This is a genomic window from Bacillus sp. SH7-1, assembly GCF_008042405.1.
Taxonomy (GTDB): Bacteria; Bacillota; Bacilli; order Bacillales; family Bacillaceae_G; genus Bacillus_A; species Bacillus_A thuringiensis_N.
Genome location: NZ_QNUD01000003.1, coordinates 273,525 through 289,275, shown reverse-complemented (window position 1 = coordinate 289,275; position 15,751 = coordinate 273,525). Strand labels below are relative to the sequence as shown.

The window sequence follows — 15,751 nt, the reverse complement described above, 5'->3', positions numbered from 1 at the left end:
ATTCAATAAAAAGTGGAAGCGGCCCTGTCAAAAGAGTCGTATAAGCTAAACTAATAAAAAATTAAAAGCCGACTTCTCTTAGAAAGCTGGCTAATTAAAAGAAAGCTAGGAGGGAACCCGATGAATAAAGGGCGCGTTACGCAAATCATGGGTCCGGTTGTAGACGTTAAGTTTGATGGCGGAAAGCTACCAGAAATCTACAACGCCCTTACGGTAAAACAAAGCAACGAAAACGGAGCAAACATTAACTTAACATTTGAAGTTGCACTTCATTTAGGTGATGACACAGTTCGTACAGTTGCAATGTCTTCCACAGATGGACTTGTTCGTGGCACAGAAGTAGAAGATACTGGTAAAGCAATCTCTGTACCAGTTGGTGATGCAACACTTGGTCGTGTATTTAACGTATTAGGTGATGCAATTGACTTAGATGGTGAACTTCCTGCGGATGTACACCGTGATCCAATTCACCGTCAAGCACCTGCATTCGAAGAATTATCTACGAAAGTAGAAATTCTTGAAACTGGTATTAAAGTAGTAGACTTACTTGCTCCTTACATTAAGGGTGGTAAGATCGGTCTATTCGGTGGTGCCGGCGTAGGTAAAACAGTACTAATTCAGGAATTAATCAACAACATCGCACAAGAGCACGGTGGTATCTCTGTATTCGCTGGTGTAGGTGAGCGTACTCGTGAGGGTAATGACTTATACCACGAAATGAGCGATTCTGGCGTAATCAAGAAAACTGCGATGGTATTCGGACAAATGAACGAGCCACCTGGAGCACGTCAACGTGTTGCATTAACAGGTTTAACAATGGCTGAGCATTTCCGTGATGAGCAAGGACAAGACGTACTATTGTTCATCGATAACATCTTCCGTTTCACGCAAGCGGGTTCTGAAGTATCTGCCCTTCTTGGTCGTATGCCATCTGCGGTAGGTTACCAACCAACACTTGCAACAGAAATGGGTCAATTACAAGAGCGTATTACATCTACAAATAAAGGGTCTATCACGTCTATCCAAGCGGTATATGTACCAGCCGATGACTATACTGACCCAGCACCAGCTACAACGTTCGCTCACTTAGATGCAACAACAAACTTAGAGCGTCGTTTAACACAAATGGGTATTTACCCAGCCGTAGATCCATTAGCATCTACATCTCGTGCACTTTCTCCAGAAATCGTGGGAGAAGAACATTATGAAGTAGCTCGTCAAGTACAGCAAACTTTACAACGTTATAAAGAGCTTCAAGATATCATCGCTATCTTAGGTATGGATGAGTTATCTGAAGAAGATAAGTTAGTTGTACATCGTGCTCGTCGTATTCAATTCTTCTTATCTCAAAACTTCCACGTAGCTGAGCAGTTTACAGGTCAAAAAGGTTCTTACGTACCTGTGAAAAATACAGTTAGTGGTTTCAAAGAAATTCTAGAAGGAAAATATGATGACCTTCCAGAAGATGCATTCCGTTTAGTTGGTGGCATTGAAGAAGTTATTGAAAACGCGAAGAAAATGATGGCGTAAGGCCTTAGGAGGGACGAAGTATGAAGACATTTCCAGTCAGTATTGTAACTCCTGATGGACCGGTTTACGAAAAAGAAGTAGAAATGGTAAGTGTAAAAGCAGAGAGTGGGGAAATGGGGATCTTACCGGGTCACATTCCAACTGTTGCACCATTAAAAATTAGTGCAGTTCGTCTGAAAAATGGTGGACACACTGATTATGTAGCAGTAAGCGGTGGCTTTATCGAAGTTCGTCCAGATAAAGTAACTGTATTATCATCATCTGCTGAAGAAGCAAACCATATCGATATCCATCGTGCAAATGAAGCGAAGCGTCGCGCTGAGCAACGTATGCAAGATAAGCAAGCACATGTTGACTTTAAACGTGCAGAAATGGCATTACAACGTGCCGTGAACCGTTTAAACGTTTCTGATATGAAATAAAAAAATCCGTAAAGGCTTTGCCTTTACGGATTTTTTTATGTAGTTTATGGATAATTTTACAAAAATGGTATAATTATATTGATGCTTGTATAAGTAGAGAATAGACAACAATTTATAAAGGGGATGAATAAATGATCGGTGAAATGAAACGAGAAGCGTTGCACTCTTTAAAGGGAAAATGGGGACTAGGTGTTGGATCAACGATTTTATATTTTATTTTAAGTTATGTTGTTTCAATGGCTGCAATGCTTATACTTCTAATTCCAGGAATTATTATATTTTTCTTATTTGCTGGTTTAACAGGTCCACTTGAACAGGAAACCATATCAATTGGCGCAGGTATTACATTTGGTGTTTTTTATTGCATTATGATAATTTTAAGTAACGCATCATATGGTATTACCTCATACGGTTATATAAATGTATTTTTACAAATTAGTAAGCGAGAAGGCGCTAAAGTAGATCACTTATTCGAAGGATTTCGTGGCTTTAAAAGAATGATGAAAACGATGTGGGCTATGCTTGCGATTCTATTATATACAGGTACATGGATTCCGATGTTGCTAGTAGCCTTATTCGCATTTTTTGGTGAAGAAGGAAATCCATCGTTTACTGTTGCTTTCTTTGTACTAATAGCTATTTCGATCGTTGTTATGATTGTGATGTATTTTTCTTATGCGATGACGTACTATGTAATGGTTGAAAATCCAGAGTATAGTGTGTCACAAGCAATGAAAGAAAGTAAGCATCTTATGAAGGGACATAAATTAGATTTGTTTCTTTTATGGCTTAGTTTTATAGGATGGGGTATTTTAGCGATTTTAACACTTGGAATAGGTTTTCTTTGGCTTAGCCCATATATGAGTACAACGACAGCGCATTTTTATCGCTATCTTTCAAAAGATGAATTGTAGTCGGAACATGCTATACTAATAGAGTTATTATGTATAGGAGGAAAATTATGATTAGTGATTTAAAAGGAGAAGCGCTAGATTCATTAGAAGGAAAATGGGGCTTAGCTGTCGGGGCAACATTACTGATTTCGATCCTTATTTCAGTTTTTAGTCTTAGTGTTGATTTCATTTTCTCTCAATTTTGGGATTGGAAAGAAGTAAATAACTCACTTTCAGTAGATGTTATTACAATATTGATGATAGGTCCATTAACGTTAGGTGGTTATTATTTAGCGTTACATATCATTCGTGAAAAAGAAGCGCGTATTGGGCATATATTCAGATGGTTTACAGAAGGAAGTAAGTTTATAAAGTCATTCTTATTATATATAGTAGTGAACATTTATATTTTCTTATGGTTTTTACTATTTATTATTCCAGGCATTATTAAATCATTTTCTTATGCAATGACGTATTTTATTATAAATGATCATCCTGAGTATTCTATAAACCAAGCTATTACAGAAAGCCGTCGTATGATGGATGGACATAAGATGGAGTATTTCATTTTATGTTTAAGCTTTATTGGTTGGTTTATATTGAGTTGTATTACATTAGGGATTGGATTCCTATGGCTAATTCCATATTTTTATACGACGTCAGCAGCTTTTTATGAAGAGATTGCAGAGGAATATTACGAGAAAAAAATTCCGACACTATAAAGTGAAACTTTAATCAGTGGGAGGTATCTCCACTGATTATTAGTTGAACCAATCGGACATTTACGGGCAGTTGATCTCTCACCTAACTTCTTCGCTCCAGCCTAATTTTGATGTGGGAATCTTACTGCCCGTTAATGCGGGGTAAAGTGAAACTTTAATTAGTGGAGACATCCCACCTTGTTTACTCGTTTTACTGTCCGCAAACAGCATGATAAAAACACCCAGTATGAGCTATTGGTTCATACTGGGTGTTTTTTGTAGAAATTTTATAAATTGATGACCCGTAAGTGGTTTGCTAAAATAGTAACCTTGCATATATTTACAGTTGTTCTTTTGAAGAAATTTAAGTTGTTTTTCTGTTTCAATTCCTTCAGCAACCACAGAAAGATTTAAAGTATTTGCAAGGGAAAGGATAGTGGAAACGATGGCTCTTTCCTCAGGCCGATGATCGGCTAGTTGTGTAAACTCTCTCGGTACTTTTAATGTATCGATAGGGAAAATGGACAAATAAGCGAGAGAAGAATAGCCGGTTCCGAAGTCATCAATGGACGTTTGAATACCATATTCCTTTAATTGCTTTAGCTTGGATAACGTTTCTTTTTCATCGATCATGGCAATTCGTTCTGTTAACTCAAGTGTTACATCTTTTGGATCGACTTTAACGTCTGTTATTATTTGTAAAATATTCTTAATTAAATTATTTTGCTGGAACTCTTTAGCCGATAAGTTAACACTTATTTTTAAATCTTTATAGCCAAAAGTATGCCATATTTTTAGCTGACGACAAGATTCATTTAATACCCAATGGCCAAGTGGAATGACTTGGGGAGTCTCCTCTACAATTGGAATGAACTCACATGGCGGAATGTCACCTAGGAGTGGGTGTTTCCAGCGTAGCAATGCTTCAGCACCAATAATCTTGTTCGTCGTAATATCAATTTGTGGTTGATAGACGAGATAAAATTCTTCGTTTACTAAAGCGAGTGGTAAATCTTTTTCAATGCGAGCTTTTCGTTCCATTTTTTTATACAATTCTTTCGTGTACAGAGAGCTACCATTTTTCCCTTTATTTTTTGCTTCGTACATGGCCATATCAGCATGTTGTAAAATTGATAACGGATCTTCGCCTGCTTCAGGATATATTGCAATCCCGATGCTCGGTGAGATTTGTAAATGTTGATTTTCAATTTCAAATGGTTCATTCATGGCTGCTACAATCGTATCAGCTATTTTTTTCACATCTGGCCTCTTTTTATAATTTTCGATAAGGATTGTGAACTCATCTCCAGCTAATCGGGCAAGCTTCATATTTGGTGTCGCTATACTTTCGAGTCTTTTTGCTACTGCAATTAATAGCAGATCTCCTACCCTATGACCGAGGGTATCATTAATAACCTTAAAGCGGTCTAGGTCAAGAAACATAACAGCAAAAGGCATTTTTGATATCTCGGATCGAGCAATTGCTTGTTCTACATATTGATGAAATGCACGTCGATTTGCAAGCTCTGTTAGCGTATCATGATATGCTAGAAAATTAATTTGTTCCTGTTGTTGTTTGCTTTCTGTAATATCTTTAATCATTAAATAAACTCCAGAAATATGATTCTTTAAAAAGATAGGAACAGCTGTCACATGCAAGTAGTAAATATCTCTATTTTTATGATATGCCCGTATTTCTAAAGAAATAGATTTCCCCTTTTTTACGCGATGAAAGGCATTAATGATTTCTTCCAAATCTTCTTCATACGTAAGTGAATAGTAAGGTTGATTTAATAATTCATTCGTTTGATAACCAAGTAAAGTCGTACCAGCGTTATTCACTTTAAGAAAATTACCGTATAAATCTAATGTGAAGATTGGATCTGGATGATGCTCGTATAAAGATTTAAACATTTGTTGGTTATGATATAGTTCATTTTTTTGTTCTACTAAATCTTCTGTACGCAGTTCAATTTGCTTTTCGAGTTCTGAGTTGAATTGCATTTGGGCTAGTAATAATATTTTATTTTGTTTTCGAACTAAACTATGGCGTATGAGAACGAAGGAGAAAGTTATCATAAGCCCGATTACTACAATAGGTGCAAAAACGTATTCAACTAATATGAAAACAATAAGCATTACGACAGAAATATAAGGTAATGATAATCTGATCGATTCCCCAAGTTTAGGTGTTAATAGCACTTGTTCTTGTCTTTCAGGTTCTTTTGTATGAAGTATACAGGCGATTGCTACTAGTACTAAAGTTACTTGATAGAGAGGAGTAATTGTAAACATAGAATACTCAGGTATGAAGTATTTGATATAAGCATAAATCGCATCTGTAGTCGCATATAAAATTAAAGCACTGCCAAGGAGCGCACCAACTTTTTTCGGTAATAAGGAAAGTGGTTTGAATAAAAGGTTAATTCCTATGAGAAAAAAGAGTAAATCAGTCATTGGATAGGTAAGTTGAACAAATATGTCGATATAGGATGTTGAAGAAATGTGAATGGTTCGTTCAATAAGTAAGTAGTAACTTAAAGTAAATTGTGCTGTAACAATAATACAAATATCACATATCATAAAAAGCTTTTCTAATAAATCTCGGTTATGAATAATTTCATATAGAAAGGCAAATGTAAAGCTAATTAAAAAAAGTAGGTAAAAAAAATCAGACGGATCAACGAATGTATAGTATTCCTTTAAAATTAAACGTTGATAGGCAACGACGATATCACCAATGAAATAAGAGAGGGTTCCAACAGATAAAATGGTCCAAAATAAACGAGGTAACCCTTCTTTCATGTTTGAAAAATAAAGTATATAACTACAAGCGATAATATCAATGAACAATGTACTCATGCCAATTAATATTTGAAAAGGAAATGAGTATTCATATAGAAAAGGCATTGCCACGTAATGAATCAATATAGATAACAATGTAATGCTTATAAGAATACTTACATGTGTTTGTTTTTTCATTTATCTCACCCACGGGATATACATATAAATTCCTCTTTTTATTTTTTATAGTTTCTATACTTATTTTGCACAGATAGAGCCAGTTATAAAAACAGATTTTAATAATTCTCGTTTCTGTCCTCAACATGTCGACATAGGAATTTGAAGTTTGCTATAATGAATTAAATAGTTGCATTATTTAGAAAAATTTAAAAATAATAATTACTGCAACTAGGACATATTGTTTACTAAGTGAACTTGTTCTTAATTCAGGGGGGAGGGTTTCACAATGGCAAGTGTATATGAAAATAGTTATATGATCGTTTTGATTTTCTTGCTATTAGGCATATTGCTTCCGGTAGTGGCTCTTACATTAGGAAGGATGCTGCGTCCAAACAAACCAAGTGCAGCGAAAGCGACGACGTATGAGAGTGGGATAGAGCCTTTCCATAATGCAAATATTCGGTTTCATGCTCGTTATTATATTTTTGCTTTATTGTTTGTCATCTTTGATGTAGAAACTTTATTTTTATATCCATGGGCTGTTGCATATGACAAGCTCGGTTTATTTGCACTGATTGAAATGCTCATCTTTGTTGTAATGTTGCTAGTTGGATTAGCGTATGCTTGGAAAAAGAAGGTGTTACAATGGTTATAAATTTTGAGGAATTACATCCAAATGAGCGAGCGGAATTAGAACGAAATATCTTTTTTTCTACATTGGAACAGTTGAAAGGATGGGCACGGAGCAATTCTTTATGGCCGATGACATTCGGACTGGCATGCTGTGCCATTGAAATGATGGGAGTAGGTTCATCACATTATGATTTAGACCGATTTGGGTCATTTTTTCGGACTTCACCAAGGCAATCGGACGTTATGATTGTATCGGGAACGGTAACGAAGAAGATGGCTCCTATTGTTCGGCGCTTATATGATCAAATGCCTGAACCAAAATGGGTTATTGCAATGGGATCTTGTGCGACTGCAGGTGGTCCATATGTAAATTCGTACGCTGTTGTGAAAGGTGTAGATCAAATTGTACCTGTTGACGTGTATATCCCTGGTTGCCCACCAAATCCTGCTGCTTTAATTTACGGGATTAATAAATTGAAGGAAAAAATTCGTTACGAGGCAAAGACAGGGAAGCAGGTGACGAATAAATGAGCAATCTGGATAAAGATTTAGAGGATTTAAAAAAAGAAGCGGCTAGGCGGGCGAAGGAAGAAGCGAGAAAACGTCTTGTTGCGAAGCATGAAGCAGAAATAAGTAAAATTGAGGAAGAAAATCAGGGAAAAGAGAAAGCGCTACCAAAAAATGACGAACTGACTGTAGAAGAAGCGAAACGACGTGCAGCAGCTGCTGCAAAAGCAAAAGTGGCAGCATTAGCGAAGCAAAAAAGAGAAGGAACAGAAGAGGTAACGGAAGAAGAAAAGACCAAAGCGAAGGCGAAGGCAGCAGCAGCCGCAAAAGCAAAAGCAGCGGCGCTAGCGAAGCAAAAAAGAGAAGGAACAGGGGAGGTAACGGAAGAAGAAAAGGCCAAAGCGAAGGCAGCAGCAGCCGCAACAGCAGAGGCAACGGAAGAAGAAAAGGCCAAAGCGAAGGCAGCAGCAGCCGCAAAAGCAAAAGCAGCGGCGCTAGCGAAGCAAAAAAGAGAAGGAACAGGGGAGGTAACGGAAGAAGAAAAGGCCAAAGCGAAGGCGGTAGCAGCTGCAAAAGCAAAAGCGGCAGCGTTAGCGAAGCAAAAAAGAGAAGGAACAGAAGAGGTAACGGAAGAAGAAAAGGCCAAAGCGAAGGCGAAGGCAGTAGCAGCTGCAAAAGCAAAAGCAGCGGCGCTAGCAAAGCAGAAAGCCTCGCAAGGTGATGGGGATTCGGGAGATGAAAAGGCGAAGGCAATTGCAGCAGCAAAGGCAAAAGCGGCAGCGGCTGCAAGGGCGAAGACGAAGGGTGCTGAAGGTAAGAAGGAAGAGGAACCGAAGCAGGAAGAGCCATCTGTGAATCAACCGTATTTAAATCAGTATGTTGAAGTTATTAAAGGGAAAATAGGGGAGGATGCATTAGTAGATTCCTACATTAATAAACTTTCAAAGGACGTGCCAACTCTTGTGGTGGATTCCGCGAAGTATTATGAAGTGATGGAGTCATTGCGATTCCATGAGGGACTTGCTTTTGATTACATGTCAGAGCTACATGCGACGGATTTTGTGACACATATGGAAGTGTATGTTCATTTATTTTCATATGGAAAGAAACAGTCAGTAGCGGTGAAAGTAAAGCTGGATAGGGAAGCACCGCAAGTAGAATCCGTGACGGCGCTTTGGAAAGGGGCGGATTGGCCAGAGCGGGAAGCGTATGATTTGCTTGGTATTGTATTTAAGGGGCATCCGAATTTATCACGTATTTTAATGCCTGATGATTGGGTAGGGCACCCGCTTAGGAAAGATTATGAACCGTATGATGTGGAGGTGTAGCTAAATGATACGTACGGAAGAAATGCTTTTGAATGTAGGTCCTCAGCATCCGAGTACGCATGGTGTGTTCAGGCTTGTTATTAAGATTGATGGGGAAATTATTAAAGAAGCTACACCGGTTATTGGATATTTGCATCGCGGAACCGAAAAGATTGCAGAGAGCTTACAGTATACGCAAATTATCCCTTATACAGATCGAATGGACTATTTATCGGCCATGACGAATAATTACGTCATTTGCCATGCTGTAGAGACGATGATGGGGCTTGAAATCCCAGAGCGGGCTGAATACTTGCGAGTGCTTGCGATGGAGCTTGGAAGGATTGCGAGCCACCTCGTTTGGTGGGGGACAAATCTTCTTGATATAGGAGCGGTCAGCCCGTTTTTGTACGCGTTTCGTGAGCGAGAGATGATTATTAATTTATTAAACGAATTATGCGGTGCCCGGCTTACTTTTAACTATATGAGAGTCGGGGGTGTAAAGTGGGATGCGCCGGACGGTTGGATTGAAAAAGTGGAAGAGTTTGTTCCGTATATGCGAGAGCAATTGGCAGGTTATCATGATCTCGTTAGCGGTAATGAGATTTTCTTAAATCGCGTGAAAGGCGTTGGTACATATAGCGCGGAAGAAGCGATTTCGTATTCTTTAAGCGGAGCGAATTTGCGATGTACCGGAGTGAACTGGGATCTTCGCAAGGATGAACCATACTCCATTTATGATCGCTTTGATTTTGATATTCCTGTTGGGAGCGTGGGGGATGCTTGGGATCGCTACGTTTGCCGAATGCAGGAAATTGAGGAGTCTTTAAAGATTGTTGAGCAAGCAGTCCAGCAGTTCCCAAAAGAAGGAGCTGTGCTGGCGAAAGTGCCGAAAATTATTAAGGCGCCTAAAGGGGAAGCGTTCGTCCGTATAGAGTCGCCGCGTGGAGAGATTGGTTGCTATATTGCTAGTGACGGAAAGAAAGAGCCGTACCGTTTGAAGTTTCGCAGGCCGTCTTTTTACAATTTGCAAATTTTACCGAAGTTATTGAAAGGTGAAAACATCGCCAATTTAATTACGATTTTAGGTGGAGTTGATATTGTACTTGGGGAGGTTGATGGCTGATGATTGAAACGCTCTTACAATCACCTTCAAGCTGGACGAATTTCTTCATTTTTTTCGGATTAGCGGTGCTCCTATTATTTGCAGTCCTCGGTTTCGTTACATATGGTATTTTGGCAGAACGGAAAGTGATGGGTTTTATGCAAGGGCGAATTGGACCAAACCAAGTTGGGGGCCGGTTCGGTCTGCTGCAAACGGTAGCTGATGTTTTAAAACTATTACTGAAAGAAGATAGTATTCCGAAAGCGGCAGATAAACCGTTGTTTATATTAGCGCCTGTCATTGCATTCGCACCGGCATTTATGGTGCTTGCAGTCATCCCGTTTACTGATAAATTTCAGTTCGCGGATATTGGCGTAGGCTTACTGTATTACATTGCTGTTTCTGGCATTACGACGATTGGTGTCGTAACCGGAGGATGGGCATCAAATAATAAATATTCCCTTTTAGGAGGGATGCGTGCGGCGGCGCAAATGATTTCTTATGAAATTCCGCTCGTAATGAGTGTAATTGGCGTCGTTTTGTTAGCTGGTAGCCTGAATTTAAATGAAATTGTAGCGGCGCAGGAGAATGTTTGGTACATTTTCGTGCAGCCAATCGGTTTTGTCGTTTTCTTAATCGCAGCGGTAGCGGAGTTAAATAGGACACCATTCGATTTACCAGAAGCAGAGTCGGAACTTGTTTCTGGATATCATACGGAATACTCAGGGTTTCGCTGGGCGTTTTTCATGCTTTCAGAGTACGTATATTTCTTCGGAATGGCATCTTTAATTACAGTGCTCTTTTTAGGTGGATGGAATCCAGTTATGTTCCTTGGATTTATTCCAGGAGCTGTATGGTTTGCTTTGAAATTTAGCAGTGTAGTCTTTCTATTAATTTGGTTCCGCGTTACGTTTCCGCGTATAAGAGGGGACCAGTTAATGGAGTTTGGCTGGAAAGTATTATTGCCAATTGCACTTGCAAATATTTTCTTAACGGCATTGATTAAGGAGTTATTCTTCTAATCTATGAGGGGGGTGCCAGTAAGAGATGAAAGGACTATTTAAAGGATTAAAATATACATTAAGCAATTTGAGTAAGAAGAAGGTGACTTATGATTATCCGAATCAACCGTTGCCGTTGCCAGACCGCTTTCGAGGTATTCAAAAATTTTATCCGGAAAAGTGTATTGTTTGTAACCAGTGCTCCAACATTTGTCCGACAGACTGTATTCAGTTAACGGGGAAAAAACATCCGGATCCTACGAAAAAAGGGAAAATTATCGACACGTATGATATTAATTTTGAAATTTGTATTCTTTGTGATTTATGTACAGAAGTTTGTCCGACAGAGGCGATTGTTATGACAAATAACTTTGAGCTCGCGGAATATTCACGTGATGATTTATTTAAAAATTTGCAGTGGCTTGACGAAAACGACGAAAACGTCAGGAAGGAGAATAAAGCATGAATGGCGAGTTTGTAGCATTCTTTATCCTATCCTTGTCTGCAATTATCGGCGGTATTCTTATGTTGAACTTAACGAAAGTCATGCATATGATGCTAGCTCTCGTTCTGACATTTCTTAGTATCGCAGGTTTGTACTTTCTTTTATCGGCCGAATTTATAGGGGTTGCACAAATTTTACTTTACTCTGGTGCGATCACAATTATTATGATTTTTGGCATTATGTTAACGCAACATAACGCAGAAAATGAATCGCGTCTTACTCTTCGAAAATGGATTATCTTCTTTGCAGTTGTAGCATTTGGGGCAGTTATGTATTTCGCTGTTAACAATATTGATTTTGCAAATGAAAGCACACAAGGAAGTTTACCTCTCCATGAAAAAAACACACTTCAAATCGGTACACTTCTCTATTCAGAATATATTATTCCATTTGAGTTAACCTCAGTCATTTTACTTGTAGCACTTGTTGGCGCGATTATACTTGCGAAGAAAGATGAGAAAGAGGAGGATTCCAATGAGTAGCGTTCCGGCTTCTGCGTATTTAACGCTTGCGATTATTTTGTTTTGCATCGGTTTGTTTGGCGCTTTAACGAAGCGAAACACAGTGATTGTATTAGTTTGTATTGAATTAATGCTTAATGCGGCCAATTTAAATTTAGTAGCGTTTAGTAAATTAGGCTTGTTTCCAAATTTAACAGGGCAAATTTTCTCTCTGTTTACGATGGCTGTAGCAGCAGCGGAGGCGGCAGTAGGACTCGCCATTTTGATTGCTTTGTATCGTAATCGCACGACGGTTCATGTAGATGAAATGGATACGCTCAAAGGATAGCATTGTGACCGAAAAGGGGGAAGGAAACAATGATCGATTATGCATGGCTCATACCGCTTTTCCCGCTTGTTTCGTTTTTGTTATTACTTATATTCGGGAAGAAAATTAGAGAAGGAAGCAGTGTACTTAGTATTTTTTTCGTCTTTCTCTCCTTTATATTTGCGGTACTCGTATTAATAGAACGGTTTTCAAAAGTAGGAGTGAAGCATAAGTGGGTATGGCTTAGAGCTGGAGATATTGATATATCATTCGGCTTTGAAGTGACTGCATTAGGGGCTTTAATGCTGTTTATCGTCACACTTGTGAGTTTACTTGTACATGTGTATTCGAAAGGTTATATGAAAGGTGAGGAAAGACTACCAACCTTTTATGCCTATTTAGGGCTCTTTACATTTGCGATGCTCGGGCTCGTTATATCCCCGAATTTATTACAGCTATATATATTTTGGGAGTTAGTAGGCCTCGGTTCATTTTTGCTCATCGGTTTTTATTTCTTTAAAGAAGAAGCGAAGGCTGCTGCGAAAAAGGCTTTTATTATGACCCGCATTGGGGATGTCGGTTTATTTATTGGGATGATCTTAATTTTCTGGCATGCAGGTAGTTTTGAGTATGACGCAATTTTTAGAGCGATTCATACGGGGGATCTTACCCCTACGATGATTACAATAACGGCGATATTAATTTTTATCGGGGCGATGGGGAAATCAGGTCAGTTCCCGCTGCATACGTGGTTACCGGATGCAATGGAAGGGCCGACGCCTGTTTCGGCACTTATCCATGCGGCGACGATGGTCGCAGCTGGCGTATATTTAGTGGCGACGATGTTTCCGTTATTTTCAGCAAGTACGGTGGCAATGCAGACGGTGGCAATCGTTGGAGCCTTTACCGCAATATTTGCGGCTTCTATCGGTCTTGTACAAACGGATATAAAGAGAGTGCTTGCTTATTCTACAGTTAGTCAGCTCGGGTATATGATGCTTGCGCTAGGGTCTGCCGGTTATGTAGCTGGTGTTTTCCACTTAACGACACACGCCTTTTTTAAAGCGCTACTATTTTTGGCGGCAGGAAGTGTCATTCATGCAGTGCATACGCAGAACATTAATAAAATGGGTGGTTTACAGAAGAAGATGAAAGTAACGGGTGCACTATTTTTAATCGGTACTCTTGCAATTAGTGGTGTACCACTCCTTTCCGGTTTCTTTAGTAAAGATGAAATTTTAGCGGCGGCTTGGATGAACGGCAATTACATTTTATTCATATTAGCAGTAATTGCAGCATTTTTAACAGCTTTCTACATGTTCCGGCTATATTTCCTCGTCTTTACTGGGGAAGCGAAGACGAAGGAAGATGTGCAGGAATCGCCCCGCATTATGACATATCCGATGATTGTCCTTGGTGTCCTTGCAGTCGTGGCCGGCTATATAAATACACCGTGGTTTGGAACGTTTCTCGGGGATTGGCTTACGAAAGATGTAGCATTTAAAGTGCGAGAGGTACATGGACCAGTTTGGATTATGATTGTTGCGACGCTTGTTTCCTTGGCTGGGATTGCTCTTGCATATTTCATATATGGCAAGAAATCCATTTCTAGAGATTGGGCTGGGGATGAGGGAACACCCCTTTATAACCTTTTGAAAGAAAAATATTATGTGGATGAACTATACAATATAACGGTGATTCCTATTACGAAAGGAATCTCTCATGTGCTTCGCTTATTTGAAGTTTATGTAGTCGAAGGAATTGCCGTTTTAATAGGGAGTCTAGTTAAAGGGATAAGCGGAATCGGGTCTAGACTTCAAAACGGAAATGTACAAGTGTACGGGACTGTAACAGCTGTTTCGCTTGCAGTGCTCGTTATTATTTTGCTCTATACAGGAGGGGATTTACGATGAATGATTTGTTATTAACGTTCTTCATTTTTTCCCCGCTTTTAGGAATTCTCTTACTTGTATTCATACCGAAAAAAGAGTCGCGTACAGTGCGAGCGCTTGGTTTATTTGGAACGGCGCTTCCATTTGGAATCGCTATCGTCCTCGCTTGTACATATGCTTCTGGAAAGAGTTTGTCGCTATTTGATGAAAAAGTGAAATGGATTAAATTTGGGGATTTTGCCGCGATAGATAAAAGATGGTTTTCCATTTATTACGAGCTTGGTATTGATGGTTTATCGCTCGTTATGATGGTGCTGACGGCCCTTCTAGCGATGCTTGCAGCAATTGCAGCATTTACTATTAAAAGGAATTTGAAAGCCTTTTATATGCTGTTACTTATGTTAGAAATAGGGATGCTCGGCGTCTTTGCTGCTCAAAATTTAATGTTGTTCTTTATCTTCTTTGAAATTACATTGCCGCCAATGTTTTTGTTAATTGGGAAGTGGGGGAAATTGTCGAGTGAAAAGGCTGCTTATAGTTATTTAATATATAACGGCATTGGCTCCGCTATTTTGCTCATCGTTTTCTCGGTTTTATTTGCGAAAACAGGCACGACAAATATTGCAGAATTGAAAGAGATATTAGCAGGAGTAAATGCGGGGGGAGGACAAATCATCCCGAGTAGCTTACAGCTTGGTGTATTCATTGCTATAATGATTGCTTTTGCGATTAAACTCCCTGTTTTTCCATTACATCGCTGGATGGTTAATGTGCATATTGAAGCGCATCCGGCTGTAGTTATGCTTCATGCGGGCGTTTTACTGAAGATTGGAGCATATGGTATGATTCGCTTTGGAAAGGGTCTGTTCCCGGAATACTTTCGCGAGTTTGCAACGCTCATTGCGATTTTAGGAGTCATTAATTTATTGTACGGAGCCTTCTTAGCGCTCATCCAAACGGACTTTCGGAAGGTGCTTGCTTACTCTAGTATTTCGCATATGGGTATTGTATTAATGGGTCTTGCAGCGTTAAATGCACCAGGTACACAAGGGGCACTATTCCAAGTTGTATCGCACGGTTTAATTGCGGCCTTACTCTTCTTCTTACTTGGTGTTATAGAACAACGTTTTGGAACGTCGGATATTACAGCGCTTGGCGGACTTGCAAAAAGTGTCCCAATACTTAGCGGATTCTTCTTAGCGGGAGGAATGGCGTCGCTTGGATTGCCGGGCATGTCTGGATTTGTTAGCGAGTTTCTTGCCTTTCTTGGTTTATTCCAAGGGGAGCCGGTCATTGCGGCAGTCGGTGTACTTGGCATCATTTTAACCGCTGTATACGTATTAAGGGCAACACTGCAAGTAACATTCGGTAAGAAAGAATGGGAAGCGAAAGCTGATATACACGGATGGGAGTATGTCCCTATATTGCTACTTATCTTCTGCATTATTGCAATTGGAGTAATGCCAGAAATACTCGGAGAACCGCTTCAAAATACATTGAAAACATTGGGGGTGAAGTAGGGT

Annotated in this window: 15 protein-coding genes; 14 read left to right on the top strand and 1 reads right to left on the bottom strand. The window is 39.3% G+C overall.

Annotation, left to right across the window (positions count from 1 at the left end; all coding sequences use genetic code 11):
* The first annotated feature begins 120 nt into the window (after positions 1-120).
* From atpD to DN390_RS02310, 4 genes are all read left to right on the top strand, one after another.
* On the top strand, positions 121-1,530 hold the full coding sequence (atpD, locus tag DN390_RS02325) for a F0F1 ATP synthase subunit beta (RefSeq protein ID WP_001032588.1): 1,410 nt from the start codon (positions 121-123) through the stop codon (positions 1,528-1,530).
* A gap of 20 nt (positions 1,531-1,550) precedes the next feature.
* The gene (gene atpC, locus DN390_RS02320) at positions 1,551-1,952 is read left to right on the top strand and encodes a F0F1 ATP synthase subunit epsilon (protein ID WP_000847214.1); all 402 of its coding nucleotides are present in this window, start codon (positions 1,551-1,553) and stop codon (positions 1,950-1,952) included.
* Between the two features lie 131 nt (positions 1,953-2,083).
* Positions 2,084-2,866, top strand: a complete 783-nt coding sequence (locus DN390_RS02315; protein ID WP_097950858.1) for a DUF975 family protein — start codon at positions 2,084-2,086, stop codon at positions 2,864-2,866.
* Positions 2,867-2,913: 47 nt separating this feature from the next.
* Positions 2,914-3,567 carry a DUF975 family protein gene (locus DN390_RS02310; RefSeq protein ID WP_060632952.1) on the top strand — a complete coding sequence of 218 codons (654 nt, stop codon included), beginning with the start codon at positions 2,914-2,916 and terminating at the stop codon, positions 3,565-3,567.
* 231 nt (positions 3,568-3,798) lie between these two features.
* Here DN390_RS02310 and DN390_RS02305 read toward each other — a convergent pair whose 3' ends face one another.
* Complete coding sequence (locus DN390_RS02305; RefSeq protein WP_147806496.1) at positions 3,799-6,528, bottom strand: EAL domain-containing protein; 2,730 nt, start codon at positions 6,526-6,528, stop codon at positions 3,799-3,801.
* 268 nt (positions 6,529-6,796) lie between these two features.
* On the opposite strand from DN390_RS02305, the gene nuoA reads away from it, so the two are divergent.
* Genes nuoA through DN390_RS02255 form a run of 10 tightly spaced genes read left to right on the top strand, consistent with a single transcriptional unit; the run spans position 6,797 to position 15,748 of the window.
* Positions 6,797-7,165 (top strand): NADH-quinone oxidoreductase subunit NuoA, encoded by a 369-nt coding sequence (nuoA, locus tag DN390_RS02300; RefSeq protein WP_098986308.1) that lies wholly within the window; start codon positions 6,797-6,799, stop codon positions 7,163-7,165.
* Positions 7,156-7,674, top strand: a complete 519-nt coding sequence (gene nuoB / locus DN390_RS02295; protein ID WP_000236331.1) for an NADH-quinone oxidoreductase subunit NuoB — start codon at positions 7,156-7,158, stop codon at positions 7,672-7,674. Before nuoA ends, nuoB begins: the two co-directional genes overlap by 10 nt.
* Positions 7,671-8,978, top strand: coding sequence for an NADH-quinone oxidoreductase subunit C (locus DN390_RS02290; RefSeq protein WP_147806495.1), 1,308 nt, complete (start codon positions 7,671-7,673; stop codon positions 8,976-8,978). The genes nuoB and DN390_RS02290 overlap by 4 nt, the downstream gene beginning before the upstream one ends.
* A gap of 4 nt (positions 8,979-8,982) precedes the next feature.
* Positions 8,983-10,083, top strand: coding sequence for an NADH-quinone oxidoreductase subunit NuoD (gene nuoD, locus DN390_RS02285; RefSeq protein WP_060632949.1), 1,101 nt, complete (start codon positions 8,983-8,985; stop codon positions 10,081-10,083).
* On the top strand, positions 10,083-11,084 hold the full coding sequence (gene nuoH, locus DN390_RS02280; RefSeq protein ID WP_000573437.1) for an NADH-quinone oxidoreductase subunit NuoH: 1,002 nt from the start codon (positions 10,083-10,085) through the stop codon (positions 11,082-11,084). The genes nuoD and nuoH overlap by 1 nt, the downstream gene beginning before the upstream one ends.
* Positions 11,085-11,109: 25 nt before the next feature.
* On the top strand, positions 11,110-11,529 hold the full coding sequence (gene nuoI / locus DN390_RS02275) for an NADH-quinone oxidoreductase subunit NuoI (RefSeq protein ID WP_000677191.1): 420 nt from the start codon (positions 11,110-11,112) through the stop codon (positions 11,527-11,529).
* Entirely contained in the window at positions 11,526-12,050 is a 525-nt protein-coding gene (locus DN390_RS02270; protein WP_001012808.1) for an NADH-quinone oxidoreductase subunit J, read from the top strand. The genes nuoI and DN390_RS02270 overlap by 4 nt, the downstream gene beginning before the upstream one ends.
* Positions 12,043-12,357 (top strand): NADH-quinone oxidoreductase subunit NuoK, encoded by a 315-nt coding sequence (gene nuoK / locus DN390_RS02265; protein ID WP_000100078.1) that lies wholly within the window; start codon positions 12,043-12,045, stop codon positions 12,355-12,357. The genes DN390_RS02270 and nuoK overlap by 8 nt, the downstream gene beginning before the upstream one ends.
* 29 nt (positions 12,358-12,386) lie before the next feature.
* Positions 12,387-14,249 carry an NADH-quinone oxidoreductase subunit L gene (gene nuoL / locus DN390_RS02260; protein WP_147806494.1) on the top strand — a complete coding sequence of 621 codons (1,863 nt, stop codon included), beginning with the start codon at positions 12,387-12,389 and terminating at the stop codon, positions 14,247-14,249.
* Positions 14,246-15,748 carry an NADH-quinone oxidoreductase subunit M gene (locus DN390_RS02255; protein WP_147806493.1) on the top strand — a complete coding sequence of 501 codons (1,503 nt, stop codon included), beginning with the start codon at positions 14,246-14,248 and terminating at the stop codon, positions 15,746-15,748. Before nuoL ends, DN390_RS02255 begins: the two co-directional genes overlap by 4 nt.
* Positions 15,749-15,751 lie beyond the last annotated feature (3 nt).

Coding starts and splice junctions, on each gene's coding strand:
- atpD (WP_001032588.1), top strand. CDS start 121: ATGAATAAAGGGCGCGTTACGCAAATCATGGGTCCGGTTGTAGACGTT.
- atpC (WP_000847214.1), top strand. CDS start 1,551: ATGAAGACATTTCCAGTCAGTATTGTAACTCCTGATGGACCGGTTTAC.
- DN390_RS02315 (WP_097950858.1), top strand. CDS start 2,084: ATGATCGGTGAAATGAAACGAGAAGCGTTGCACTCTTTAAAGGGAAAA.
- DN390_RS02310 (WP_060632952.1), top strand. CDS start 2,914: ATGATTAGTGATTTAAAAGGAGAAGCGCTAGATTCATTAGAAGGAAAA.
- DN390_RS02305 (WP_147806496.1), bottom strand. CDS start 6,528: ATGAAAAAACAAACACATGTAAGTATTCTTATAAGCATTACATTGTTA.
- nuoA (WP_098986308.1), top strand. CDS start 6,797: ATGGCAAGTGTATATGAAAATAGTTATATGATCGTTTTGATTTTCTTG.
- nuoB (WP_000236331.1), top strand. CDS start 7,156: ATGGTTATAAATTTTGAGGAATTACATCCAAATGAGCGAGCGGAATTA.
- DN390_RS02290 (WP_147806495.1), top strand. CDS start 7,671: ATGAGCAATCTGGATAAAGATTTAGAGGATTTAAAAAAAGAAGCGGCT.
- nuoD (WP_060632949.1), top strand. CDS start 8,983: ATGATACGTACGGAAGAAATGCTTTTGAATGTAGGTCCTCAGCATCCG.
- nuoH (WP_000573437.1), top strand. CDS start 10,083: ATGATTGAAACGCTCTTACAATCACCTTCAAGCTGGACGAATTTCTTC.
- nuoI (WP_000677191.1), top strand. CDS start 11,110: ATGAAAGGACTATTTAAAGGATTAAAATATACATTAAGCAATTTGAGT.
- DN390_RS02270 (WP_001012808.1), top strand. CDS start 11,526: ATGAATGGCGAGTTTGTAGCATTCTTTATCCTATCCTTGTCTGCAATT.
- nuoK (WP_000100078.1), top strand. CDS start 12,043: ATGAGTAGCGTTCCGGCTTCTGCGTATTTAACGCTTGCGATTATTTTG.
- nuoL (WP_147806494.1), top strand. CDS start 12,387: ATGATCGATTATGCATGGCTCATACCGCTTTTCCCGCTTGTTTCGTTT.
- DN390_RS02255 (WP_147806493.1), top strand. CDS start 14,246: ATGAATGATTTGTTATTAACGTTCTTCATTTTTTCCCCGCTTTTAGGA.